At 62.4% G+C, this 25,160-nt stretch carries 23 protein-coding genes; 9 read left to right on the plus strand and 14 right to left on the minus strand.

Annotated elements, in window-relative coordinates; all coding sequences use genetic code 11:
- Positions 1 to 36 precede the first annotated feature (36 nt).
- Positions 37 to 1,218: an acetate/propionate family kinase gene (locus tag NKH01_RS26280; protein WP_023720510.1), complete on the minus strand. Its 1,182-nt coding sequence runs from the start codon at positions 1,216 to 1,218 to the stop codon at positions 37 to 39.
- Complete coding sequence (locus tag NKH01_RS26285; RefSeq protein WP_353023159.1) at positions 1,218 to 3,629, minus strand: phosphoketolase family protein; 2,412 nt, start codon at positions 3,627 to 3,629, stop codon at positions 1,218 to 1,220. Before NKH01_RS26285 ends, NKH01_RS26280 begins: the two co-directional genes overlap by 1 nt.
- Positions 3,630 to 3,928: 299 nt before the next feature.
- On the opposite strand from NKH01_RS26285, the gene NKH01_RS26290 reads away from it, so the two are divergent.
- Together NKH01_RS26290 and NKH01_RS26295 are read left to right on the plus strand one after the other, a co-directional pair.
- Positions 3,929 to 5,929, plus strand: a complete 2,001-nt coding sequence (locus NKH01_RS26290) for a protein-L-isoaspartate(D-aspartate) O-methyltransferase (protein ID WP_352481446.1) — start codon at positions 3,929 to 3,931, stop codon at positions 5,927 to 5,929.
- Between the two features lie 49 nt (positions 5,930 to 5,978).
- Positions 5,979 to 6,224: a hypothetical protein gene (locus NKH01_RS26295; protein ID WP_023720508.1), complete on the plus strand. Its 246-nt coding sequence runs from the start codon at positions 5,979 to 5,981 to the stop codon at positions 6,222 to 6,224.
- Between the two features lie 120 nt (positions 6,225 to 6,344).
- Here the strand turns inward: NKH01_RS26295 and NKH01_RS26300 are convergent, their stop codons facing one another.
- The 4 genes from NKH01_RS26300 to NKH01_RS26315 all read right to left on the minus strand — a co-directional run bounded on the left by NKH01_RS26300 (position 6,345) and on the right by NKH01_RS26315 (position 11,744).
- On the minus strand, positions 6,345 to 6,836 hold the full coding sequence (locus NKH01_RS26300; RefSeq protein WP_352481447.1) for a DUF1772 domain-containing protein: 492 nt from the start codon (positions 6,834 to 6,836) through the stop codon (positions 6,345 to 6,347).
- 78 nt (positions 6,837 to 6,914) lie between these two features.
- Positions 6,915 to 8,453, minus strand: coding sequence for a SpoVR family protein (locus NKH01_RS26305; RefSeq protein ID WP_023720506.1), 1,539 nt, complete (start codon positions 8,451 to 8,453; stop codon positions 6,915 to 6,917).
- Entirely contained in the window at positions 8,453 to 9,775 is a 1,323-nt protein-coding gene (locus tag NKH01_RS26310; protein ID WP_023720505.1) for a YeaH/YhbH family protein, read from the minus strand. Before NKH01_RS26310 ends, NKH01_RS26305 begins: the two co-directional genes overlap by 1 nt.
- A gap of 19 nt (positions 9,776 to 9,794) precedes the next feature.
- On the minus strand, positions 9,795 to 11,744 hold the full coding sequence (locus NKH01_RS26315) for a PrkA family serine protein kinase (RefSeq protein ID WP_023720504.1): 1,950 nt from the start codon (positions 11,742 to 11,744) through the stop codon (positions 9,795 to 9,797).
- A gap of 271 nt (positions 11,745 to 12,015) precedes the next feature.
- Here NKH01_RS26315 and NKH01_RS26320 point away from each other — a divergent pair, with 271 nt between their 5' ends.
- Positions 12,016 to 12,177 (plus strand): hypothetical protein, encoded by a 162-nt coding sequence (locus tag NKH01_RS26320; protein WP_023720503.1) that lies wholly within the window; start codon positions 12,016 to 12,018, stop codon positions 12,175 to 12,177.
- Positions 12,178 to 12,193: 16 nt separating this feature from the next.
- On the opposite strand, the gene ocd is transcribed toward NKH01_RS26320, so the two are convergent.
- Both ocd and rocF read right to left on the minus strand, forming a co-directional pair.
- Positions 12,194 to 13,261: an ornithine cyclodeaminase gene (gene ocd / locus NKH01_RS26325; RefSeq protein ID WP_023720502.1), complete on the minus strand. Its 1,068-nt coding sequence runs from the start codon at positions 13,259 to 13,261 to the stop codon at positions 12,194 to 12,196.
- A gap of 3 nt (positions 13,262 to 13,264) precedes the next feature.
- The gene (rocF, locus tag NKH01_RS26330) at positions 13,265 to 14,185 is read right to left on the minus strand and encodes an arginase (protein ID WP_353023162.1); all 921 of its coding nucleotides are present in this window, start codon (positions 14,183 to 14,185) and stop codon (positions 13,265 to 13,267) included.
- Positions 14,186 to 14,314: 129 nt separating this feature from the next.
- On the opposite strand from rocF, the gene NKH01_RS26335 reads away from it, so the two are divergent.
- Positions 14,315 to 14,752 (plus strand): Lrp/AsnC family transcriptional regulator, encoded by a 438-nt coding sequence (locus NKH01_RS26335; protein ID WP_352481449.1) that lies wholly within the window; start codon positions 14,315 to 14,317, stop codon positions 14,750 to 14,752.
- A gap of 190 nt (positions 14,753 to 14,942) precedes the next feature.
- Entirely contained in the window at positions 14,943 to 15,266 is a 324-nt protein-coding gene (locus NKH01_RS26340) for a hypothetical protein (RefSeq protein WP_352481450.1), read from the plus strand.
- 300 nt (positions 15,267 to 15,566) lie between these two features.
- On the opposite strand, the gene NKH01_RS26345 is transcribed toward NKH01_RS26340, so the two are convergent.
- The 6 genes from NKH01_RS26345 to cyoA form a co-directional block, all read right to left on the minus strand.
- On the minus strand, positions 15,567 to 15,905 hold the full coding sequence (locus NKH01_RS26345; protein ID WP_353023164.1) for a SpoIIAA family protein: 339 nt from the start codon (positions 15,903 to 15,905) through the stop codon (positions 15,567 to 15,569).
- 9 nt (positions 15,906 to 15,914) lie between these two features.
- On the minus strand, positions 15,915 to 17,120 hold the full coding sequence (locus tag NKH01_RS26350; RefSeq protein ID WP_353023166.1) for a DUF3182 family protein: 1,206 nt from the start codon (positions 17,118 to 17,120) through the stop codon (positions 15,915 to 15,917).
- A 273-nt stretch (positions 17,121 to 17,393) separates the two neighbouring features.
- Positions 17,394 to 17,822, minus strand: coding sequence for a cytochrome o ubiquinol oxidase subunit IV (gene cyoD / locus NKH01_RS26355; protein WP_023720496.1), 429 nt, complete (start codon positions 17,820 to 17,822; stop codon positions 17,394 to 17,396).
- A complete protein-coding gene (gene cyoC / locus NKH01_RS26360; RefSeq protein ID WP_352640329.1) occupies positions 17,819 to 18,472 on the minus strand; it encodes a cytochrome o ubiquinol oxidase subunit III in 654 nt (217 codons plus the stop codon). Before cyoC ends, cyoD begins: the two co-directional genes overlap by 4 nt.
- The gene (gene cyoB / locus NKH01_RS26365) at positions 18,469 to 20,475 is read right to left on the minus strand and encodes a cytochrome o ubiquinol oxidase subunit I (protein WP_353023169.1); all 2,007 of its coding nucleotides are present in this window, start codon (positions 20,473 to 20,475) and stop codon (positions 18,469 to 18,471) included. The genes cyoC and cyoB overlap by 4 nt, the downstream gene beginning before the upstream one ends.
- A 2-nt stretch (positions 20,476 to 20,477) precedes the next feature.
- Positions 20,478 to 21,401 carry a ubiquinol oxidase subunit II gene (gene cyoA / locus NKH01_RS26370; protein ID WP_353023171.1) on the minus strand — a complete coding sequence of 308 codons (924 nt, stop codon included), beginning with the start codon at positions 21,399 to 21,401 and terminating at the stop codon, positions 20,478 to 20,480.
- 370 nt (positions 21,402 to 21,771) lie between these two features.
- On the opposite strand from cyoA, the gene NKH01_RS26375 reads away from it, so the two are divergent.
- Genes NKH01_RS26375 through NKH01_RS26390 form a run of 4 tightly spaced genes read left to right on the plus strand, consistent with a single transcriptional unit; the run spans position 21,772 to position 25,060 of the window.
- Positions 21,772 to 21,978: a hypothetical protein gene (locus NKH01_RS26375; protein ID WP_353023173.1), complete on the plus strand. Its 207-nt coding sequence runs from the start codon at positions 21,772 to 21,774 to the stop codon at positions 21,976 to 21,978.
- 32 nt (positions 21,979 to 22,010) lie between these two features.
- On the plus strand, positions 22,011 to 23,153 hold the full coding sequence (locus NKH01_RS26380; protein WP_353023175.1) for an extracellular solute-binding protein: 1,143 nt from the start codon (positions 22,011 to 22,013) through the stop codon (positions 23,151 to 23,153).
- Positions 23,153 to 24,004, plus strand: coding sequence for an IclR family transcriptional regulator (locus NKH01_RS26385; protein WP_352640325.1), 852 nt, complete (start codon positions 23,153 to 23,155; stop codon positions 24,002 to 24,004). Before NKH01_RS26380 ends, NKH01_RS26385 begins: the two co-directional genes overlap by 1 nt.
- Positions 24,005 to 24,028: 24 nt before the next feature.
- Positions 24,029 to 25,060 carry a sugar ABC transporter substrate-binding protein gene (locus tag NKH01_RS26390; protein WP_352918151.1) on the plus strand — a complete coding sequence of 344 codons (1,032 nt, stop codon included), beginning with the start codon at positions 24,029 to 24,031 and terminating at the stop codon, positions 25,058 to 25,060.
- Positions 25,061 to 25,160: the final 100 nt, after the last annotated feature.

A 25,160-nucleotide genomic window follows, 5' to 3' on the forward strand; every position in this document is an offset into this window, starting at 1 on the left:
GGCTGCCGCAAGCGGGGTCATTCGAGGCCATCCGCATCAGCCGGGCCCCTCCATTACCTTGCGCGTGTGGCGGGCGATGACACCTTCTTCGTCGGTCGCCACGACGCGGACTTCGACCTTGCTCTCCGCCTGGCTCATCAGCGCGGCATGGGAGCTGTTGGCCGCCTCGTCGATCGCCACACCGAGCCAGCCAAGCCTGTCGCAAATCGCTTTGCGGGCCGGAGCCGAGTGCTCGCCGATGCCGCCGGTGAACACCAGGCATTCGAACCCGCCCAGCGTGTTGGCGAGGGCGGCAATCTCCCTGGCGGCGCGGAAGGCGAAAAGCTCCACCGCTTCGCGCGCCCGGCGGTCGTCGCTGGCTTCCAGCGTGCGCATGTCGCCGGAAATGCCGGACACGCCGAGCAGGCCGGATTCCTCGTAGAGCATGTCTTGCAGCGCCTCTCCCGAAATCCCTCTTTCCAATAGCAGGTACAAAAGCACGCCCGGATCGATGGCGCCGCAGCGTGTGCCCATGACCAGGCCGTCAAGCGCCGAAAAGCCCATCGTCGTATCGACGCTTCGCCCGTCGCGCATGGCGCACAGGCTCGCCCCGTTGCCGAGATGGGCGACGATGGTTCTTTTCGCCGCCAGATCGGGCGATATCTGCTTGAGCCGGCCGGCGACATATTCGTAGGAAAGCCCGTGAAAGCCGTAGCGGTGGATGCCGTCTGCCTCATAGTGGCGCGGCAGCGCGAAACGGCTGACCAGAGGCTCGATGGTCCGATGGAAGGCCGTGTCGAAGCATCCGACCTGCGGCAGGTCGGGTCGCAACGCGGCAAGCGCCCGGATCGGCGCGAGGCTGCGCGGCTGGTGCAGTGGCGCAAGCGGCGTCAGCCTGTCGAGAGCCTCGATAATTGTCGGCATCAGGCGGACAGGTTCGACGAACTCGCGTCCGCCATGGACGATGCGATGTCCGGCGGCGATCAGTTTCCTTCCGCCAAGTTCGTTCTCGATCCATTGCAGCATCTGGCCGATGCCCATGTCGCGTGATGCGTCTGCGGCAAGTGGCCGATCGCACTGCAGCTCCCCATCGGCGGCTTTCGCGGTCAGCCTTGGCGCATCGCCCAGATCCAGTGAACCGCGCGAGGCAAGATCCAGCTCGGCGGACGCTGCAAGATCGTAAAGTCGGAACTTGATGCTCGACGAGCCGGCATTCAACGCAAGGATCGATCGTCGCATCAATCGCCGGCCCTCGTCGCGCTGTCCTGTGGCCAGGACCATTTCTGGATCTCGGGCATGTCCTCGCCATGTTCGCGGACATAGGCCGTGTGCTCAGCCAATTTCCCATGCAGCGCCGCGGCAAGATCCTTCGCCCGCTCGGCCAGCCCCGGCACGCGCGCGATCGCGGCGAGCGCCAGATGATAGCGGTCGAGCTGGTTGAGCACCACCATATCGAACGGCGTCGTCGTCGTGCCTTCCTCGCGAAAGCCATGCACATGCATGTTGTCGTGGTTGGCGCGCCGGTAGGTCAGGCGGTGAATGAGATAGGGGTAGCCGTGATAGGCGAAGATGACCGGCTTGGCCTTGGTGAACAGCGCGTCGAATCTGTCGTCGGCAAAGCCATGCGGATGCTCGGAATTCGACTGCAAAATCATCAGGTCGACGACATTGACGACGCGGATCTGCAGGTCCGGAATGCCTGAGCGCAGGATGTCGGCTGCGGCAAGCGTCTCCAGCGTCGGCACGTCGCCGGCGCAAGCGAGAACCACATCCGGATCTTCGCCCTTGGCAACCGTCCCGGCCCATTCCCAGATGCCGGCACCGGCCTTGCAGTGCGCTTCCGCGTCTTCGGCGGACAGCCATTGCGGCGCCGGCTGCTTGCCGGCGACGATGACGTTGATGCGGTTGTAGGTTTTCAGGCAATGGTCGGTGATCCACAGCAGCGTGTTGGCGTCGGGCGGAAAATAGAGCCTGACCGTGTCGGCCTTCTTGTTGGCGACGAAATCGGCAAAGCCCGGGTCCTGATGGCTGAAGCCGTTGTGATCCTGCCGCCAGACATGCGAGGTCAGCAGGTAATTGAGCGAGGCCACCGGCTTGCGCCAGGCAAGTTCGCCGGAGATCTTCAGCCATTTGGCGTGCTGGTTGACCATGGAATCGACAATGTGTACGAACGCTTCATAGCACGAGAACAGGCCATGGCGGCCGGTCAGCAGATAGCCCTCCAGCCAGCCTTGGCAAAGATGTTCACTGAGCACTTCCATGACGCGGCCGTCACGGGAAAGATGTACGTCGTAGGGCTCGATCCGTTCCATCCAGACCCGGTCCGTAACCTCGAACACGTCGTCGAGGCGGTTGGAGGACGTCTCATCCGGTCCCATCAGCCGGAAATTCCTGGCCTCGGCGTTCAAGCGGACCACGTCGCGAAGATAGCTTCCGACCGTGCGCGTCGCCTCTCCCACAGTGCCGCCCGGACGCGGTACGTCGAGCGCCAGGCCTTTCCAGTCGGGAAGCACGAGGTCCTGTTTCAGCAGGCCGCCATTGGCGTAGGGGATTGCGCCCATGCGTCGTGACCCCGTAGGTGCCAGCGCCGCGAGCTCCGCCAGGAGATGGCCGCCTTTATCGAACAGTTTTTCCGGCTCGTAACTGCGCATCCAGTCTTCGAGGATCTGGCGGTGCGCCGCATCGCCGCGTGCGTTCGATACCGGTACCTGGTGCGAACGCCAGAAATCCTCGACCTTCTTACCGTCCACCTCTTTCGGCCCAGTCCAGCCCTTTGGGCTGCGCAGCACGATCATCGGCCACAGCGGCCGCTCTCCCTTCCAGCCCGCGGCTCGTGCAGGCTCCTGGATGGAGTGGATCCGGTCGAGCACGGTATCGAGCGTGCGGGCCATCTCCCGATGCATCGCAGCAGGTTCATGACCTTCGACGAAGAAGGTTTCGTAGCCATAGCCGAGGAACAGGCTGCGCAACGCCTCGTCTTCCATGCGGCCGAGGATCGTCGGGCTGGCGATCTTGTAGCCATTGAGATGCAGGATCGGCAGGACGGCGCCGTCGGATGCCGGGTTCAGGAACTTGTTGGAATGCCAGGCCGCGGCGAGCGGACCGGTCTCGGCTTCGCCGTCGCCGACGACGCAGGCGACCACAAGGTTCGGATTGTCGAAGGCGGCGCCGAAGGCATGGACCAGTGCATAACCGAGCTCTCCGCCTTCGTGGATCGAGCCGGGCGTCTCCGGAGCCGCGTGGCTCGGCACTCCGCCGGGAAACGAGAACTGCCGGAACAGCTTTCGCAAGCCGTCTTCGTCCTTGCCGACCTCGGGATAGATCTCGCTGTAGGTCCCCTCGAGCCAGGTGTTCGCGACCATTGCCGGGCCGCCGTGACCCGGACCGCAGATGAACAGAACATCGAGACCACGTTCACGGATGATCCGGTTCAGATGCACATAGATGAAATTGAGGCCGGGTGTCGTGCCCCAATGGCCGAGCAGCCGCGGCTTGATGTGCTCGGGCAGCAAAGGCTCGCGCAAGAGCGGATTGTCGAGCAGATAGATCTGGCCAACCGAAATGTAGTTCGCGGCGCGCCAGTAGCGGTCCATCACATCGATCTGGTCAAGGCCGGTTGTTTGCGCAGTGGTGCGGGCCTCGTCGTTCATGGAAATGCCTCCGGAATACCCTCGTCCGTCGTTATCTGGGGTGGCGTCGCGCCGGAGAAAGGATTTGCCTCGAAATAAGTTTGGGCGGCCGCCAGCGCCGCTTGCCGATCCTGCAACCTGGCGAGCCCGACAAAAGCGGGTCGGTCTTTGGGGAACCTCGGGGCTTGCCAACGGTTAGGAAGGTGCACCGCATTGTATGAATCCAGGCGGACTGCCGAGGCCCTGGGACATGGACCGGCCAAAGTGCCGTTTGAGCAGCTTGGGCGATTGTGGCGGAGGCCCATAGGAGGAGCAGAAAAATGCTCGATCTCTCCCATGCCCGCAACCAAATGGTCGACATTCACTTAAGCCGCCGTGGCATTCGCGACCGCAATGTCCTTCAGGCGATGCGCGAGGTGCCGCGCGAGGCTTTCGTCGAGCCTGGTTTTGAAGAATTTGCCTATGAGGACGGGCCGCTGCCGATCGCCGAAGGTCAGACGATATCGCAGCCCTACATCGTTGCGTTGATGATCGAAATGGCGGAGATCGGAGCCGGTGACCACGTCCTCGAGGTTGGCACCGGCTCGGGCTATGCGGCTGCCGTAATGAGCCGGATCGTCGAACGCGTCTACACGATCGAGCGCCACGCCGCGTTGGCTGAAACGGCAAGGCAGCGGTTTAAAAAGCTTGGCTACGACAATATCGAAGTCCGCACCGGCGACGGCACCAAGGGCTGGCCCGAGGCGGCACCCTTCGATGCGATCCTGGTTGCGGCCGCCGGGCCCGGCGCACCGCTCGCCCTGCAAGAACAGCTCGACGTCGCCGGCCGGCTTATCATCCCGGTCGGCGACGAATTCGACTCGCAGCGCCTGCTCAAAGTCACCCGGACTGGCGCAGCAACTTACACCGAGGAGGATTTCGGCGGCGTGCGGTTTGTTCCACTGATCGGCGAGCAAGGCTGGGGCGAGCCAGGCAGCGACAGCCAAATAGCGGCCGATCTTCCGCACCGGCATCAGCGCAGAAGCAGCCTGCCGCAGATGATAGCGACCGCCGCCGAACCGCTTCCGGATTTCGACGATCCCGCCTTCGGTGCGCTGTTCGACCGGTTTGCCGACCGCCGCGTCGTCTTGCTCGGCGAAGCCAGCCACGGCACGTCGGAGTTCTACCGCGCGCGCGCCGCGATCACTCGCAGGCTGATCGAGAAGCATGGCTTCACCATCGTCGCGGTCGAGGCCGACTGGCCCGATGCCGCGGCGATCGACCGCTACGTCCGTCACCGGCCACCGCGGCCGGGCGCCGATCCGCCGTTCCAGCGCTTTCCCACCTGGATGTGGCGCAACACCGACGTCGCGGCGTTCGTCGACTGGATGCGAGAGCATAATGAGCGGATCAGGATATCCTCCCGGCGGGCCGGGTTCTATGGCCTCGACATCTACAATATGGGCGGGTCGATCGCGGCGGTCTTGCAATATCTCGACCGGATCGATCCGCAGGCGGCAAGGATCGCACGCGAGCGCTATGGCTGCCTGACGCCGTGGCAGAACGACCCGGCCACCTATGGCCGTGTCGCACTCACCTCCGGCTACCAGAAATGCGAGAAGGCCGTGCTCGAGCAATGCCGGGAACTGCTTTCCAGAGAGCTCGACTATGCGCAGCAGGACGGCATCGATTTCCTCGACGCCACCCAAAACGCCCGCCTGGTCGCCTCCGCCGAACGCTATTACCGCACCATGTATTACGGCGGCGCGCAGTCCTGGAACCTGCGCGACACCCACATGTTCGAAACACTGGAGCACCTGCTGCAGGCCCGCGGCCCGGCCGCCAAGGCGGTGGTGTGGGCACATAATTCCCATATCGGCGATGCCCGCTATACCGAGATGGGGATCGTCAGGGACGAAGTGAACATCGGCCAGCTCTGCCGCCAGCGTTTTGGCGACGAGGTTGCCTTGATTGGGCTCAGCACGCATTCCGGGACGGTGGCCGCCGCCACCGACTGGGACGGCGACATGGAAGTGAAACCGGTTCGTCCTTCCCACAACGACAGCTATGAGCGGCTTTGCCATGACAGCGGCGTCTCGCCTTTCCTGCTCGATTTCGAGCGCGACGACACGCTGCGCCAACGGCTTCTGGAGCGCCGGCTGGAACGCTTTATCGGCGTTATCTACCGGCCGGAGACCGAGTTGCACAGCCACTATGCGGATGCCTCGCTCGCCCGCCAGTTCGATGCTTTCGTCTGGTTCGATGAAACCAGTGCCGTGACGCCGCTTGGGCCGGAACATGCGGGGACAGGCCTTCCCGAGACCTATCCTTTCGGGCTGTAGCGAATTTGGACCCCGGGGGAAGCGGAAAATCGAAAGAAGGACGTCACCAATGGCCGGAAAGAAGACTCATGAGCAGCAATTGCGCATCATCGAAGAGCGCGAGAACACGAAAAACGCTGGCAAGGATTTCGACGCGGAAGCGGATTTGAAAAAGACCAGGCAAGAGCGCGAGGCGTTCCGGCGCGGTGCCGAGCTCAGATCGGACCCCAAGGACATTGCCGATCCCGACGACCGCAACATCATCCGCGGCGAGCACCAGGAAAGCGCCCACAACAAGCATCGCGCCGACCGCTGAAACGGCGGGATCGCTTAACGTTAAGACAGTATGGCGCCGGTTCCCGTTCCCCGATCTGACGGATGCAGCGTTCGTGGCCGCAAATTGGCGGACGAGGGCGCCGTCTTGATCCCCTCGGCGCTATTCAGCAAAAAATGTCGCGGCGACAGCAATTGAGACGAGGCTCAGCATCGCCAGGCCTGCCCTGGCGACATGCGAAGTCTCCCAGACGTTGCGCAAATCTCTCCAGTCGCCGGTCTGCTTTCGAGAAAACATTGAAAAAAACGTCGCGGCTGATTGCGGCATGGCAACGTCTTGCACCCAGAAATTATTGACGGGATGCGTGACCAACCAATAGGTCGCATGTTCCGCCAGCAGGAAGACAAGCGCCGCCAAGGTCCACCAGAATCGAGCGCTTGGATAAGGCGTCAGGTAGAGCAGGATGGCGAGTGCAATGATGCCGCCGATCTCGGCAAACCCGCCGATCGTGAAGCCGGGATAGTAGATCGCCTGCACTGATTTGTAGGTAGCCTCCTTGAGGCGCAACTTGCCCGGCAACTCCAAAGCGTGCGCAAGCGACAGCGCCATCGTGACAGCGACCAGAAGAAGGGCGGCGATCATCAATACGCGCATGTTCCTGCTCCCTGACCACAGCGTGGTTGGTGATCCGGTAAAGGCGACGCCACCCGACTTCCCTGCAGGCCGGTTCGGTCATTCCCCGATCTGGCTGGTCGACCGTTCGTGGAGTGTGGCGCCGGTCTGCGCGTCGACCGCGACCATGCTGACCTCGTAGCCCCAGAGCTTGCGGATATGGCGCAGCGTGGCGTCACGGCTGCCGCCTTCCAGCACGATGCCGTCCTTGACCTTGTGCTGCAGGCGCAGATGCCGGTCGCCGAGCAGGTCCACGTCCACCACCTGGATGTCCGGCCGGCTGGCGCCGATGTCGTAGCTGTGGGCGAGTGCGGCGCGGACGCTCTCGTAGCCGCGCTCATTGTGTATCGAGGCGACTTCGTAATGCGGGTCGTTGGCGGCATCGGCAAGGACAAAGAACCGCCATTTCCGTATCAGGGTAGGGCTCAGATACTGGCGGATGAAGGACTCGTCGCGATGGTTGGCCCAGGCGTCCAGCAAGGTCTGGCGCCAGTCGCCATTGCCGGCGATATCGGGAAACCAGTCGCGGTCCTCAGCCGTCGGCGCGGTCGAGATGCGCTGGATGTCCTGCATCATGTCGAGACCCAGCGCGTAAGGATTGATACCGGAAAAGCGCGGATCGTCGAACCCTGGCTGGAAGATCACGTTCGAATGGTTGCGCAGGATTTCCAGCATGGCACCTTCGCCGATCAGGCCGCGGTCGAACAAAAGGTTCATCAGCGTGTAATGCACGAAGGTGGCGCAGCCCTCGTTCATCACCTGCGTTTGCCGCTGGGGATAGAAATACTGCGCGATCACGCGGACGATCCGGATGACCTCACGCTGCCACGGTTCCAGGATCAGGCTGTTCTTCTCCAGGAAATAAAGCAGGTTCTCCTCGGGCAGCTTGAGCGATTTCTTGCGCTCCGTCATGGTATCCGTTTCGCGGACCTTGGTGCCGTCCTTGGAAGGCGGCAGCGTGCGCCACAGATCGTTGTAGGAACGTTCCTCGTATTCCAGGCGCTCGCGAATCCCCTCGCGCTGCTTTTCCGACGACAGCTTCGGCGGCCGGTGATATCTGAACACGCCCTGTTCCATCAGCGCATGTGCGGCATCGAGGATCTCTTCCACCGCATCGACGCCGTGCCGCTCTTCGCAGCGGGCAATATAGCCCTTGGCAAAGTCGAGATAGCTGAGGATGGCGCCGGCGTCCGTCCACTGCCGGAAAAGATAATTGTTCTTGAAGAAATGGTTATGGCCGAGCGCCGCGTGCGCCGTCACCAGCGCCTGCAGGGCCATGGTGTTTTCCTCCATCAGATAGACGATGCAGGGATTGGAATTGATGACGAGTTCGTAGGCCAGCCCTCGCCCACCTTTGCGGTAGAGCAATTCCTGGTAGAGGTAGTGCTTGCCGAACGACCAATGCCGGTACATCAGCGGCATGCCGACAGAGGAATAGGCGTCGAGCATCTGTTCGGACGAGATGATCTCCATCTGCACCGGATAGACGTCGAGGTGGAGCTCTTCGGTGGCGACCGCCTCGATGGTCTCGTAGGCGCGCGACAGCGTCCTGAAATCCCAGTCGGAACCGGAAAACAGCAACCCGGATTTGCTCGCCATCAGCCCCCTCTTTCACCGCTCTTTTGATAACCCGGCTGTCTGGCGAAGAGTTGGCGGAAAACCGGGTAGATGTCGGCCGCCGTGGCGATGCGGCTCATCTGGAAGTTCGACCATCTCAGCTTGACCGCACTGTAGGCACGCCACAGCGACGTGCCGTTGTCGGTGGCGCCGAAGATGTGGCTCTCACGCTCGTCGAGGATCTCGACATAGGCAAAATACTGGCAAAGCCGCATGATCTGTTCGTCGAGAAGGGCGATGCAGCGCTCGGAATCGGTGACGAAATTGTCGCCGTCCGAGGCCTGGGCGACATAGATGTTCCATTCGCGGCTGGGATAGCGTTGCTCGACGATGCGGTGCATCTCCTCGAGCGCCGTGGAAACCACCGTGCCGCCGCTCTGGGTGTTGTAGAAGAAGGTTTCCTCGTCCACCTCCTGCGCCTCGTGCGTGTGGCGGATGAAGACGACCTCGGTCCGGTCATAGCGCCGCTTCAGGAACAGGTGCAGCAGCACGAAGAAGCGCTTGGCCAGATCCTTCTCGCGTTCGCCCATCGAACCGGACACGTCCATCAGGCAGAACATCACCGCATTGGCGTTCGGCACCGGCTGGGCGTCGAAGCGGTTGAAGCGGATATCGACCGGATCGACAAAGGCGATCCGCTTGCGGCGGCGCTCCAGCCGCTCAAGCTCTTCCTGCAGCGCCACGATGCGCTGCCGCATCTCGGCGTTTTGCGGCTTGGCCTCCAGCGTCGCGATCTCCTGCGCGACAGCGTCGACCGCCTCCTGCTTGGGACGCCTGAGCGCTATGCGGCGGCCATGGCTGTTGCGCATCGTGCGTCCGACATTGATGTTGGTCGGCGAGCCGGTCGCGGCGAAGCCGGCCCGGCGCGGCTTGAAGGCGAGGATCTCCTTGAGGTTGAGCTTGACCATATCAGGCAGTTCGAGGTCTTCGAAGAAGAGGTCGAGCACCTCTTCGCGCGACAGCACGAAACGGAAATCGTCCTCCGATTCGGTTCTCCCCGGGGCGGATCCCATGCCGCCGCCCTGGCCCGGCTTGGGCAGCCGGTCGCCTGGGGCAAAATGCTTGTTGCCGGGCAGGACGTGCTGGCGGCTGCCGCTGTTCCGGGCATCGTTGAAGCTCGGCTCGCCGGTGCCTCGCGCCGGCATCGAAACGGCATGCTCGGCGTCCACGTCGGCGATCTTGCCGGTGCGGATCTGATCGCGGATGGTGCGCTTCAACTCTTCGCGCGCCCGCCGCAGGAAACGCTGCCGGTTGCCGAGGCTTTTGTCCTTCGGGTTCAGTCGGCGATCGATGAAGATCGGCATATGTTACCCCGGGCTGGCTTCAACCCGCCTTGTTCACCCGCATGTACCAGTCCACCAGCCGGCGGACCTGGCGCTCGGTGTAACCGCGCTGGATCATCCGCTGCACGAATTCGGTATGCCGCTTCTCCGTCACGCTGTCCTGCTTGGAGCCGAAGCTGATCACCGGCAGCAGATCTTCGACCTGCCCGAACATCCGCTTCTCGATGACTTCGCGCAGCTTTTCATAGCTTGTCCATGACGGGTTACGGCCGTGGTTTCTGGCCCGCGCGCGCAGCGTGAACTTCACCACTTCGTTGCGGAAGTCCTTGGGATTGGCGATGCCGGCCGGCTTTTCGACCTGCGACAGTTCGTTGTCCAAAACCTCGCGATTGAGGATCTGGCCGGTATCGGTATCCTTGAAGTCCTGATCCTCGATCCAGGCATCGGCATAGGCGATGTAGCGGTCGAACAGGTTCTGGCCGTATTCGCTGTAGGATTCCAGATAGGCCTTCTGGATCTCGTGGCCGATGAACTCGGCATAACGGGTGGCGAGCTCCGACTTTATGAAATCGAGATAGTCCGCCTCGGTTTCCTTCGGGAACTGCTCGCGCTTGATCGCCTCTTCCAGGATGTACATCAGATGCACCGGATCGGCGGCGACCTCTTCGGTGTCGTAGTTGAAGGTCTGCGACAGGATTTTGAAGGCGAAGCGGGTGCTGACGCCGGTCATGCCTTCATCGACACCGGCCGCGTTTCGGTACTCCTGGACCGACTTCGCCTTGGGATCGGTTTCCTTGAGGTTCTCGCCGTCATAGACGCGCATCTTGGTGTAGAGCGGCGAATTGTCGTGTTCGGCCAGGCGGGTCGAAACGGTGAACCGGCTGAGGATATCGAGCACTTCCGGAGCGCAGGGGCTGGAGGCCAATTCGCTTTCGCGCAACAGCTTCTCGTAGATCTGCCGCTCTTCCGTGACCCGCAGGCAATACGGCACCTTGACCACCAGGATGCGGTCGAGGAACGCCTCGTTGTTCTTGTTGTTCTTGAACTGCAGCCATTCCGATTCGTTGGAATGGGCAACGATGATGCCCTGATAGGGGAAAGCGCCGAAATTCTCGGTGCCGTTGTAGCTGCCTTCCTGGGTCGCGGTCAGCAGCGGATGCAGCACCTTGATCGGCGCCTTGAACATCTCGACGAATTCGAGCAGTCCTTGCGTCGTCCGGTTCAGGCCGCCGCTATAGGAATAGGCATCCGGATCGGACTGGCTGAAGTTTTCCAGCTGCCTGATGTCGACCTTGCCGACCAGGGCCGAAACGTCCTGGTTGTTCTCGTCGCCCGGCTCGGTCTTGGCGATGCCGATCTGGCGAAGCCTGGACGGCATCAGCTTGACGACGCTGAATTTGGAGATGTCGCCGGACAATTCGTCGAGGCGCTTGGCCGCCCAGGGCGAGATCAGGCCGTTCAGCCGCCGCCGGGCGATGCCGTATTTGTCCTCCAAAAGGTCGCCCATGCGGTCGGGGTCGAACAGCCCGAGCGGCGATTCGAAGACCGGACTGACCTGGCCGCCGACCTTCAGCGTATAGATCGGACGCTGCTCCATCAGCCTTTTCAACTGCTCCGCAAGCGAGGACTTGCCGCCGCCGACCGGGCCGAGGAGATACAGGATCTGCTTGCGTTCCTCGAGCCCTTGCGAGGCATAGCGGAAATAACCGGCGATACGCTCGATCGTATCCTCCATGCCGTAAAAGTCGGCGAAGGTCGGATAGATCTTGATCGTCCGGTTCGAAAAAATACGGCCGAGCCGCTCGTCCTTGCTGGTATCGACAAAGGTCGGCTCGCCGATCGCCTCGACCATCCGCTCGGGCGCCGAGGCGTACATCGACTTGTCCTCGCGGCAGGCAAGCAGATATTGCTGGAGGCTTATCTCCTCCTGCGCCGCATTCTTGTAAACCTCGGAAAACAGATCGAAGACGTCGGATTGATTCTCACGCATGGTATTCCTAGCCCCGGAGCCGGTGTGGCTGCACGTTTGTCTCTTGAACAACCAAATGTCGGAAAGCCCTTGTGGTTCCCTTCACTTTGCAGAGAGTGCCTGTGACCGAATGATAAGACTCTAGATAAGAGCATCCTGCATGCCGACAAGGCGTGGAACGTCCTGCTCGAGGCACAAAATCCTGAATCACGCCACGCGGTGCGGGCGACCTCCGACAAGACGGAGGAACGGTTCTGGTCCTTCCCGGTTGTGAGGGAAAGGAGACGGTTCGATGTTTGAGACTAGTTTGTGGTTGCTCGTTGTTGCAGGCGGTCCACTGCTGCTGGCAATCCTGATCGCCTACGCCCTGCTCACCCAGCGCCGTCGCGGCCCGGCGGAGCGCAGGGAAAGCGAGCGCGCGACCGAGCGCCTGTACCAGGAAAAGAAGGACTGACCGACGGGATCGCAGCTCAGCTGCGGGCAACCGCCAGCCCGGCCACTTTTTCGGCGCGCAGCAGCATGCCGAACAGGTCACGCGGCTCATCGGGATCGGCCAGAAGGTCTAGTTCCTCGTAAAGGCCGGTCCGCTGAAGCTGATCGCGGACGTAGCGTAGCGCGGAAAAATCCTCGATCGCAAAGCCGACGGAATCAAACAGCGTGATCTGTCCGGCGTCCGTCCGGCCTGCTGCCTTTCCTGTCATCACCTGCCACAATTCGGTGATCGGATGGTCCGCATCGAGCTGCTGGCTCTCGCCTTCGATGCGCGTCTGCGGCGGATATTCGACGAAAATATCCGAGCGCAGCAGAATGTCGCGATGCAGCTCGGTCTTGCCCGGGCAGTCGCCGCCGACCGCGTTGATGTGCACGCCGGACCCGACCATGTTGTCGGTCAGGATTGTTGCCGATCGCTTGTCGGCGGTTACCGTGGTGATGATCTGTGCACCTTCAACGGCCTCCTGCGCCGACGCGCAGAGCTTGATGTCGAAACCCATGCCGGCAAGGTTCTTCATGCATTTGGTCGAGGCCGCCGGGTCGATATCGTAGAGGCGCAGCCTGTCGACGCCAAGCAGCGCCTTGAACGCAATAGCCTGAAATTCCGATTGCGCGCCGTTGCCGATGATCGCCATGCATCTGGCGGCCCCGGGAGCGAGGTATTTCGCCGCGACCGCCGAGCTGGCCGCCGTTCGCAGGGCAGTCAGGATGGTCATTTCCGAAAGCAGCATCGGATAGCCGTTGCCGACATCGGCAAGCACGCCGAAAGCGGTCACGGTCTGGCGGCCGTCACGTGTGTTCTTCGGATGCCCGTTGACGTATTTGAAGCCGTAAAGCTGCCCGTCGCTGGTCGGCATCAGCTCGATGACGCCGTCAATGCTGTGCGAGGCGACGCGCGGCGTCTTGTCGAACAGCTCCCAACGCCTGAAATCCTCTTCGATATAGGCGGCAAGCTCGACCAGGAAGCGCTCGATGCCGATGGCAAGCACCAGCTTCATCATGCGGTCGACGCTGACGAACGGAACGATATTCAAATTGACGGTCATGGCTCAGAACCCCCTCGTCGGGCGATCCATGATCCGCCGGCCCATCAGACTCGCGGTCAGGTCGACCAAAAGCGTGGCGGTGCGGCCGCGCTCGTCGAGAAAAGGGTTGAGTTCGACCAGGTCGAGGCTGGTGACGAGGCCGCTGTCATGCAGCATTTCCATGGCCAGATGCGCCTCGCGGAAGGTGGCGCCGCCGGGAACGGTGGTGCCCACCGCCGGCGCGATCGACGGGTCGAGAAAATCGACATCGAGGCTGACATGGAGCATGCCGTTGGCGGCGCTCACCCGTTCGAGAAAGGCGCGAAGCAGTTGCGCGATACCGTGCTCGTCGATCGAACGCATGTCGTGGACCGTCACGCCGGCTCTGCGCAACGCATCCCGTTCCGCCAGGTCCACGCTGCGGATCCCCAGCGCGCATATGCGAGCCGGGTCCACCTGCGCCGCGAGGCGGGGGAAATAGCCCTCGAAGCCGGGCTGCCCGCTGGCATAGGCCAGCGGCACACCATGCAGATTGCCGCTGGTCGTCGTGTCGAGCGTATGAAAATCGGGGTGGGCGTCGAGCCACAGCACGAAGAGCGGCCGGCCGGCCTTCGCCGCCCGGCGAGCAATGCCGGCGAGCGTGCCGGCCGAAATGCTGTGGTCGCCGCCGAGAAAGATCGGCATTGCGTCGGCGCTCGCGGCATAGGCGGTTTCGCTGATCGCTGCCGTCCAGGCTGCGATTTCCGGCAGCGCCTTCACCACCGCGTTGCCGTGTACGACAGGGCGCATGTCGGCAGGGACAATCGTTCCGAGGTCGGTCAGCGTATGGCCAAGCTCGGTCAGCGCGCCGGCCAGACCGGCCGTGCGCAGCGCGCTCGGCCCCATCTCGCAGCCCATCCTGCCTGAGCCCGCCTGGATCGGAGCCCCAACGATCGTGCAATGCATTCTCATACCCCACCAAATTACGATGCCTTTAGTGAAGCCCGCATCGCTGGCAGAATGAACATATCAAATTGGCAAATTTGTCGAAGTGCCTTACCATAGTGGCAGCATCTACTTCCGTTGTGAGCAATCATGGACCAGCTCGACGAGCAGATCATCACCTCTTTGCGGCATGACGCCCGGCGCAGCATTTCCGACCTTGCCGTTAGCCTGGGTGTCTCCCGGGCAACGGTAAGGTCCCGGATCGAGCGACTTGAAAGAGGAGGCGTCATCGTCGGCTACACCGTCATTCTACGCGCCGACGCGGTCGATCAGCGGGTGCGTGGCATCATGATGATCGAAATCGAAGGCCATGCCGCAGATCGCGTCATCCGGGCGCTGGGCGGCTTCTCCGAGGTCTCGACGATCCACACCACCAATGGCCGTTGGGATCTGGTGATAGAACTCGGAACCCAGACGCTGAGCGAGTTCGATGCGGTGCTGAGACGTATCCGCCTGATCCCCGGAATTACCGGCAGCGAAACAAGCCTGCTCCTGGCAACGCCGCGCACCACCAAAGCGCGGCTGTGACCTTCGCCCGTGACCTGTAGCGGTAACGAAGCTACGGAACCTTCAATTGCCGCCGCGGTTAGAGCAATTCCAGGAAAAGTGTGGAACGATTTTCCGTTCGGAATTGCGTCAAAACAAAAAGATTGAGCGGTTCGGCGTTTCCGCGAAACCGTTCCAAGCCCAGACAGGCCTTCTTCGAGGGAGAACAAGCATGGCTCACGCCCAGCAAGAACTCGTCGAATTCGTTATCAGCAAAGCCTTCAATCCGGTCATGCGGGCCAAACCCGACGGAAAATCCGATGCCGAGCGCAAGATGCTCGAACATGTCCAGCAGGCCACGAAGACCGAGATCGAGCGCTATCGCCGTTACGGCTCGGCTGAGGAGGTCGCGACCAATTTCAAGCGCGACCTGAATTCCGACGCTGCCAAAAAGTTGCACGCCCAGCTGCGACGCCTGCATCTGCCGACGATCGAGGACATTCGCGACGACTTCGAGGACAAGGCCCGCGCGTTAGGCGTCAAGGCCTCGCCGTAGATCCGCGACCGGTCGTCCTCGGTGACGTCCGTCCGGTTGTCATCACAATCCGTCCTTGGTCGGAGGCCACCCTGACCGAACCGTCTCGGGGATGTTGTCCGACGTCAGCTCGCCCCGATTGAGCTTTTCAATCGCTTCACCGGCTTCGCTTTCGTCGAGATCGGAAAGCGGCAAATCCGCCGACCACGACGGCCTCGTCACTCTCGCTGTCATAGACCTCCCAAAGGCCTTCCGGATCCTGTCGTTTGTCGTAAACGGTTGGCAAGGCCATTTCCGTAATCACTCCTGCAGGCAACGCCGCTATTGTACGGCCGCTACCCATTTCAGGGCCTGGGCCTTCTCGTCCTCCGGGAACACCCGCGCCTCGATTTGCGGAAACAGTGCGTCCGTCATTTCCGTGGCTGCCTTGATCCACTGCTTGTCGGAAATCACGGCGGCACGTTTGAAGCGGTGGAGCTCGCCAAGTTTGCGCAACCCATACTGCAGGTCGCACCGCAAGGCGCCAGCCGTCATGTCTTCGAAATCGGTAAGGTCAGTCAGGACGCCGATGTCCTTGTGGTCGCTCAGTTTCGCTTCGATGGCCGGGATTGGCTGGCTGCCTGAAACAAACTCGGGCCATTCGCGGATGTTCCCTGCCAAAAGCGTGTTTCACTTCGACCTAAAATGACGATCGGCTGGCTTCCTGACCGGTCCTCGGATCGCCTGCGTGACGACGGTATAACGCGTGATTTGGCCCTCCACGGGGTCCTCTCCGTGGAAGTGGATTTCTGCATCCAGCGGCATCTGCGCGGTGTTGCCGAATTGCTTGACCGCGCACGCATGCACGAGCTGTACGTCGGGGTCACGCGTCATGGCCTCCATTGCCGCAAGCTCTGCCGTGCTGCTGCCGCCGATCCGCCAGCTGGCTTCCAGCACACCCGATCGCCAGATGCCCGAGGAATCGACACCTTGGCCGATGTCGTAGTTGCGCCTCGAGGCGAAGAATCCGGGATGGCCAAGCATCGCCGCGTCGTAGGTCCTCGCCTGCGCCACAGCCAAAGTCAGCGCCGGAGACAGCTGCAGCCTGTCGAGCGCTTCCCATCCGCCGCGCACGACGACCAGATCGGATCCGCCGTAAACGGGCTGTCCGGCATTGTCGGCGGTCATCCGCTGCACGCCGTAATAGCTGACCGATGTTCCGTCGATCGCGGTTCTGCCAATGCTCAGCGTGACAATGTCGCGAAGCTCCGTTTCGAGAACAAGCCCGTATTCGCTTAGGTCGGAGGATGGATATCGTTCCAGCAGCCTTTCGATATCGGCGACCGTCGCGGCGGTGTGCTGGTCGCGGCCCCGCGAAGCGCGCGGTGGCTTGAACCGGACCAGCCCGAGCTGCAGCAGACGTTCCGCTGCGCGCAGCGCGTCATCGCGTGAAAATGCGGTGTAGCCGGGCAGTACGGCCGCGCCGACGGCGCTGCCGAAGCCGGCTGGCCAATCTTTTGGCCGTGCCGCCGACCCGTCCACCAGCTCGTGGGTTATGGCCTTGGTGGTTGCGAGGCGCCAGGGCACCACACCGCCGAAGAGGTCGTCGGGCCCGTTGATGCCCAGTTGGACCGCATCGGCGGCAAGCAGGCTGTCGTCCGGCACGAAATACAGCCCGCCGTTGTCACCGCCCCAGTCACGCAGGCCCTGGCGGAAGGAAAATCCCTTCAACGCCGCAATCGTGCGCGCGACGGCAGCGACGGTCTCCCATTCGTGGGCATAGACGGTCTCGCCGCCCGGCGCGGAGAACGCGACCACAACACCTTTTGCTCCGCCCGATTGTGTGCCGCTTAGCCCGGTCATGTCGCGCCGCCCTTCGTCCATTGCCGAGCCCATTGCCGTTATTCCGCGGCGATGCGTCCGAACCGAAAAACCCGCTTCCTCGGCGAATGTTCCGGGCAACGGCGCGCTATCCGGTTTGACCGAGTTGCGGCGATCGGAACATCGGCGGCTCATGGTTTTTATGCGGGAGCCTCAGACAGGGTGATGGATGTGCTCAAGGAGGCCGCGCCCCGCGCCCTGGGAGCGGCCGAGGTCGTCGACACATTCGAACGGGCTTGAGACCGAGCTGGCTGTCGCATGAACTGCGGCCAACGGCCGGAACTGTCACTAGCGGTTCATGTTCATGATCGCATTCGTCGGCATCAAATTGTGGTCGAGGTTGGCCATGATCCAGATCGAGCCGCCGATCACCAGGACGACGATCAGCACGCCGAAGGCAAGCGCCAGGGCGTTGTTGGTGTTGTCCGGCCCCGTCGTGATATGCAGGAAGAAGACGAGATGCACGCCCATCTGCGCGATCGCCAGCACAATCAGCGCCACCGGGATGCCCGGTGCCCATATAAGGTTGGTTCCGAGCAACCAGAACGAGGCGATGGTCAACAGCGTTGCCAGCCCGAGGCCGATCACATAGCCGCGTAACCCGGATCCGACCTCGGCGTCGCCGAGGTATTCGTCACCCGGCGCCGTATCGATGTCGTAGCGCTCCAGGCCATCGGTGTCGCGCCTTTGCGCATGGCGGTCGTCAGCATTGCTCATCGACTTGCTCCCAGGAGATAGACCACCGTGAACAGGGCGACCCAGATGATGTCGAGGGCGTGCCAGAACAGGCTGAAGCACATGAAACGCCGAAGAATATCGTCGCGGAATCCCTTGGCGAAGATCTGCGCCATCATCGTGAGCAGCCACAGCAGCCCCGCCGTCACGTGCAGGCCATGGCATCCCACCAGCGTGAAGAACGCCGACAGGAAAGCACTGCGCGTCGGTCCGGCATCGCGGGCAATCATATGCGCGAACTCGCGCAGCTCGAGCAGGATGAAGCTGGCGCCGAGCACGAAAGTGACAGCCATCGCAACATAGAACCAGGAGCTTCGCCGCGCGGTCACGGCGAGGCTGGCGAGACCGCAGGTAAAGCTCGACAACAGCAGGGCCGCCGTCTCGATCGCGACGTTGCGCAGGTCGAACAGCTCGGCTCCGCTTGGTCCGCCCGCCGTCTTGCCCGCCAGCACAGCGTAGGCCGCAAAGAAGGCCGAGAACATCACGATGTCGCTCAGAAGGAAGATCCAGAAGCCGTAGCCGACGACGATCCGGATCGGTGCCGGTCCGCCGTCGCCATGGCCGGGGGCATGGCCGTGCCCGCGATGGCCGAGGTGGTAGGGGTCACGCTCTCGAACGTCGATCGCGGTCATGGCCTTGGCCCCGTATACGTGGCCAGCGCCTCGCGGCGGGCACTTCGGTTGGCGCGGTCGATCCGGGCGACTTCGGCGGCAGGAATGACGTATTCGGGTATGTCGCGCCACGCGAATACGACGAAGGTGGCGAAAGCACCGAGCGCGCCGAGCGCCACCATCCACCAGATGTGCCAGATGAGGGCGAAACCCATCACGGTCGCAAAGAAGGCGCAGATGAACCCGGTGGGACTGTTGCGCGGCATCTCGATCGGCTCGTATTCAGGCTCGTCGCGCAGCCGGTTTTGCTCGCGTGCCCGCTGCTTGATGCTCCAGTAGGGCTCTTCGCCCTCGACATGCGGAAGCGCGGCGAAGTTGAAGACCGGCGGCGGCGAGGGTGTGGCCCATTCCAACGAACGCCCGTCCCAGGGATCCCCGGTGACATCGCGAAGCGCCGCGCGCTGTCGGATGCTGACGACGAGCTGAATGATCTGGGCGACCACGCCGGCGGTGGTGATTAACATGCCGGCGCCGGCAACCAGCACCCAGGGATACCAGGCCGGCACGTCGAAATGCTGCATGCGGCGGGTCATGCCGAGCAGGCCGACGGTGTAGAGCGGCACGAAGGTGGCGTAGAAGCCGATCAGCGTCAGCCAGAAGGCCAGCTTGCCCCAGCCCTCGTGCAGCCGGAATCCGAATGCCTTGGGAAACCAGTAGGTATATCCCGCGAAGGCGCCGAACAGCACACCGCCGATGATGACGTTATGGAAATGCGCCACCAGGAACAGGCTGTTGTGGAGCAGGAAATCGGCCGGCGGCACGGCCAGCAAAACGCCCGTCATGCCGCCGATGACGAACGTCACCATGAAGCCCAGCGACCACAGCATTGGCGTCGCGAAGCGGATGCGGCCGCCATACATGGTGAACATCCAGTTGCAGATCTTCACGCCGGTACCGACAGCGATAATGCTGGTGGCGATGCCGAACGCGGCGTTGACGTCGGCGCCGGCTCCCATGGTGAAGAAGTGGTGCAGCCACACCATGAAGGAGACGATGCAGATGAAGAGCGTCGCGGCCACCATCGAGCGGTAGCCGAACAGCGGCTTGCTGGAGAACGTGGAGATAACCTCCGAGAAGATGCCGAACGCCGGCAGGACGAGGATGTAGACCTCGGGATGGCCCCAGGCCCAGATCAGGTTCACGAACATCAGCATGTTGCCGCCGGCTTCATTGGTGAAGAAATGAAAGCCGAAATAGCGGTCGAGCGTCAGCATCGCGAGCGTCGCGGTGAGGACCGGGAACGCGGCGACGATGAGCAAGCTGGCGGCGAGTGAGGTCCAGCAGAACATCGACATCCTGAGGTAACTCATGCCGGGCGCCCGCATCTTCAGGATCGTGGTGACGAAATTGATGCCGGTGAGCAGCGTTCCGACGCCCGCTATCTGCACTGCCCACAGATAATAATCGACGCCGACGCCCGGCGAGTAGGCGGTCTCGCTGAGCGGCGGATAGGGCAGCCATCCGGTGCGCGCGAATTCGCCGATCACCAGCGAGATGTTGACCAGCAGCGCACCGGTGGCGGTGAGCCAGAAACTCACCGAGTTGAGCGTTGGAAAGGCAACGTCGCGGACGCCGAGCTGCAGCGGCACGACCAGGTTCATCAGGCCGATGACGAACGGCATCGCCCCGAAAAAGATCATGATGGTGCCGTGGGCGGAAAAGACCTGGTTGAAGTGGTCGGGCGGCAGATAGCCGGGCGCCTGGAAGGCGAGGGCCTGCTGGGACCGCATCATGATGGCGTCGCTGAAGCCGCGCAGCAGCATCAGCAGCGCCAGCAGCGTGTACATGACGCCGATCCGCTTGTGATCGACGCTTGTGATCCATTCGCGCCACAGATAGGGGAAATGGCCGGCCAGGAAGACCCAGGCCAGCACGCCGAGGATTGCCAGGGCGACGACCGCCGAGGCGATCATCGGCAGAGGCTGATCCAACGGAATGACGTCCCAGCTCAATTTTCCGAGCATTGTCAGCCTCCTGTCTTGGGCGATACGCTCGGCTCGGGGCGACCGGCCTGGGGGCCGGGCGCGGGCGGAACGCCCTGCGTCGCGATTTCATGGAAAAGATCCGGCTCGACCGAGCGATAGGTCGAAGGCGGCACGTCCAGGCTCTGTCGGGCCAGTTCCTGGTAGCTGGCCTTGTCGAGTGCCTGTCCCTGGCTTCGCGCCGAATTGACGAACGCGTCGAAGTCGTCCACCGCGACAGCATGCAGCACGAATTGCATGCCTGGAAAGCCGTCGCCGCTGAAATGGGCCGACCGCCCATAGAATTCGCCCTGCTGGTCCGCCTGCAGGTGAAGCTGCGTCGTCATGCCGTTCATCGTGTAGATCATGCCGCCGAGCTGAGGCACGAAGAACGCGTTCATGACACTTGCCGAGGTAAGCGAGAAATGCACCGGCCTGCCCGCCGGCACCACGAGCTGGTTGATGCTCGCGACGTTCTGCTCGGGGTAGATGAACAGCCATTTCCAGTCGAGCGAGACGACCTGCACCTCAAGCGGCTTTTGCTGGGAATCCAGCGGCTTCATTGGATCGAGGTCATGCGACCCGATCCAGATGATGCCGCTCAGAAACAGGATGACGAGGATAGGGATCGACCAGACCACCAGTTCGATGCGTCCGGAATAGGCCCATTCCGGCAGATACCGCGCTCTTGTGTTGGTTTCCCGGAACCACCAGGCAAAGCCGAGCGTCGCCACGATCGTCGGGATGACGATGGCCAGCATGATGGCAACCGAATTGAGCAGGATCGTCCGCTGCGCCGCCCCCACCGGCCCTTGTGGGTCGAGCACGCCGCCCTGGCAGCCGGCAAGCAGCCCGGCAAGAAGCATCGACGCGCCGATGCGGCCGGGACGGATGGCGGCACAGTTTCGAACGATCGCCCTCGGCAACATGAGATCTCGCCGTTTCCTGAAAACCGATTGGAACGTTGCAGGCAGCGTGGCTGCCAACCCCGAATGTGCGCGCCGGTGTGCTCCTGGCGACAGTTTCTTCACGCACGCGGCTCCGGCTGGCAGAACCACATGCCGTGGATGTCGTTAAGCGGGCAACCTGTCGAGAACCCCTCCAAATCCTAACAAACCAGCGGCAAATCCCACGCAACCAAAGCCAAATCTTAAGAAACCAGAAACAGTACCCAGATCGAAGTTATCGCCAGAAACGTGGCGAATGCCAAGGCGGTAAACCGGTTCATGGCCGCGCCCACAGTTGGGCCATTTCGTCCGCTCCCTGCGACTCGGCGCTGAATTCCAGTGACGCTGCCCAATGATGCTGCTCAAGATGGTTGCGCCGACCGAACGTATGTTCGTCGCGAAAGTTCCAAAAAGCCAGACCCGTCGCAGCCTTTGGTTGCAGGCCGGCGACAATGCGATGCGCACCAGCGGCGGTTGGGCGGCTTCCCTGCCAAACGGAGCCGAGACTAGTTTTGCGTATGTAAAAATTACTTGTCTAGGTGAAAATAGTTGCTACTAATCGGCTGGGCAGTTCAGGGAGGAATTTCGGGCATGACAAGACTGCGCGGTCTCGCGTGGGATCACCGACGCTGCTGGGGTCCGCTCGACGCCAGCATCGGGCCGTATTGTGCCGCCAATCCCGGTCTTGAGATCGAATGGGACCGCCGCAGCCTCTACGAGTTCGGCGAGGGCGCGCTTGGTCCGGTGCTCGGCGCCTATGATCTTGTCGTGTTCGACCATCCGTTCATCGGCGATATTGCCGAAGGCGGGCTGATGGTGCCGTTCGATTTGTCGGCTGAGCAGCGCCGCGGCTTCGAACGGGATTCGGTCGGCGCATCCTGGCAATCCTACGCAAGGGACGGGCGCCAATGGGCGTTGCCGATCGATGCTGCCTGCCAGGTTGCCTCGTATCGCCCCGATCTCCTGGAGCGCTACGGGCCGCTGCCGCGCAGCCATGACGAGGTGCTGGAGCTCGGCCGGCGCGCCTTGAAGGACGGCAAATGGCTTGGGCTGCCGTTGGTGCCGACTGACGCCATGTGCCTGCTTTTGACGCTGGGCGAACCGCGGGAAGACGGCGACGAGTTCATTGCCAGGGAAAAAATCGAGCAGGCCGTTGGGCAATTGCGCCAGCTTGCGGCGCTGTCGCATCCGGATTCGCCGAAATGGAACCCGATCCGCTGCTACGATCATATGATCGCGCATGACGATGTGGTCTACGTGCCGTTCGCCTTCGGCTATGTGAACTATGCCTTCAAGGCAGACAGGCCGTATCTGCGCTTCGCCGATGTGCCGACGCCGCGATCCGCCGGCGCCTTGCTCGGCGGCGCCGGCATCGGCGTCAGCACGCAATCGCAACACAAACAGGCAGCCATCGACTACGCGCTGTTTCTGTGCTCGCCCGGCTATCAGCGCGGCGACTATGTGAAATCCGGCGGACAGCCGGGGTCGCTGGCGGCGTGGCAGGATACCGAGGTCAACGCGCTCTCGGGCGGCTTCTTCGCCTCGACGCTGGCGACCATCGAAGCCTCCTATCTACGCCCGACCCATGCGGGCTTCATCAGCTTCTTCCGCCAATGCGCCCCTCATGCCGCGGCGGCGCTCGCCGGCGAATTGCAGGCGGCCGAGTTGGCAGACCGGCTGAACCGGCTCTATCGCGAGACTAGGCATGGCCAGCCGCAACGGAGCGTCGCGTAATGGCCACCGATATTGCCCAGATCGTCGACGAGGGCGAAAGCGGCCGCAACGGCTATCGCGTGCCGGCGGTGGAGAAGGCGCTCGATATCCTGGAATTCATGGCTGCCAGCGGCGAGCCGCTGACCCAGACCGAGATCGCCACCGGAATGGGGCGCTCCATTCACGAGATCTACCGCATCCTGCTGCTGCTGGAGAAGCGCGGCTACATTTTCCGGACGCAATCGGACCGCTTCCGCCTGTCGCTGAAGCTATTCGAGCTGGCGCATATGCATCCGCCGGTAAACCGCCTGGTCGAATGCGCGCTGCCGGTAATGCGCGGCCTCGCCGCCAATGCCGATCAGAGCTGCCATCTGGTCGTGCGCGAAGGCGAGAGCGCGCTGGTCGTGCTGCAGATCGATTCGCCTTTGCCGATGCGTTATTCGGTTGCCCTCGGCTCACATTTCCCGATCCTCGAAACGAGCTCCGGCGCGGTGCTGCTGGCGCATTCGAGCCGCGCCGAGCGCGACCGCATCGTCGAACGGATCGTCGCTGCGGGCGAAGGCCAAGGCAGCCGGGCGGAAATCGAAGCGCGGCTGAACGACGTCGCAAGGCTCGGCTATGAAATGCGCGCCTCGCTGGCTGTCGAGGGCTGCACCAACATCTCGATGCCGGTGCGCGACCATACCGGCGCGGTCATTGCCGCGCTCACAGTCCCGTTCCTGCCGCAAAAGGCCGCCCGCTTCGATCGCAAGACCGTCTTCGAACGGACGAAGGCGGCGGCCGAGACGATATCGGCGGCGCTGGGCGCGGGCGAAGCTGCCAACTCTCCACGTGCCGACCCGGAACGGCGGGACTATCCGTTCAGCAACTGACAAGAAAATACAGGGAGAAGAAACATGAACTGGTCCAAATCAATGCTGTTTGTCTCGGCGGCCGCGCTGGCTCTGAGCGCCGCCGCGGCACACGCCGAAAACATGCCGAAGCGCATCGGCTACGTCACCAACTACGCCACGCATGAATGGTATCAGAACGTTATCAAGGGCATGCAGTCCCGCGCCAAGGAACTCGGTATCGAACTCGAGGTGCAGGACGCCAATCTGGACGTTGCCAAGGAGGTCTCCGCCGCCGAAGATTTCATGGCCAAGGGCGTTGACGTCCTGATCATCACGCCCGTCAACGAGGAAGGCGTCGTGCCGCTGCTGCGCCAGGCGAAATCCAACAACGTTCCGGTCGTGCTCGAAGGCAATCCGGTCAAGGGCATGACCACCATGGTCGCGATCTGCGACTACGACACCGGCTACACCGCCGGCGTCGAAGCCGGCAAATACGCCAAGGAAAAGCTCGAAGGCAAAGCCAAGGTGATGAATGTCGGCCTGCCGCTGCTGTCCGCCACGGTGCTGCGTTCGCAGGGTTTCATGGACGGCCTCAAGACCATCGTCCCCGACGCGGTCATGGTCCACGACCTCGACGGCGGCGGCAATCCGGACCGCGCGCTCGAAGTCTCTTCGGCGGCACTTGCCAAGAACGCCGACATCAACATCATCTACGGCATCAACGATTCCTCGTCGCTCGGCGGCCTTCAGGCCTGGAAAGCGGCCGGCAAGTCGCAGGATGGCCTGTTGACGGTCGGCACCGGCGGCGAAGGCCTTGCCTTCATCAATGCCATGCAGAACGAGCCGTCCTATCGCATCGAAGCCGCGATGTTCCCGGAAAAGGAAGGCTACACCGCCATCGATGCAGCGGTTAAGCTCTTCAACGGCGAAGAGGTGCCGGAACACATCGTCAGCCCGACCGCGCCGATGAACGGCGACGACTGGAAGAAGTTCTACGACTACGACGGCACCACACGAACGATCAAATGGGATGCCGTCAATGCGCTTCAGCCACCGGAAAAATGCATGAAAACTTCCGCCGACCTGAAGAAGTAAGGATTCCGGGTAGCCCTTCCCGCGCCGCGGGAAGGGCATCGGATCGGATGCAGGCGGCAAAACAGGTCAACCGCCCTGTTTTGGCCGGCAGTTTCCAAAC

It is taken from the genome of Mesorhizobium sp. M1403 (assembly GCF_040317695.1).
GTDB lineage: Bacteria > Pseudomonadota > Alphaproteobacteria > Rhizobiales > Rhizobiaceae > Mesorhizobium.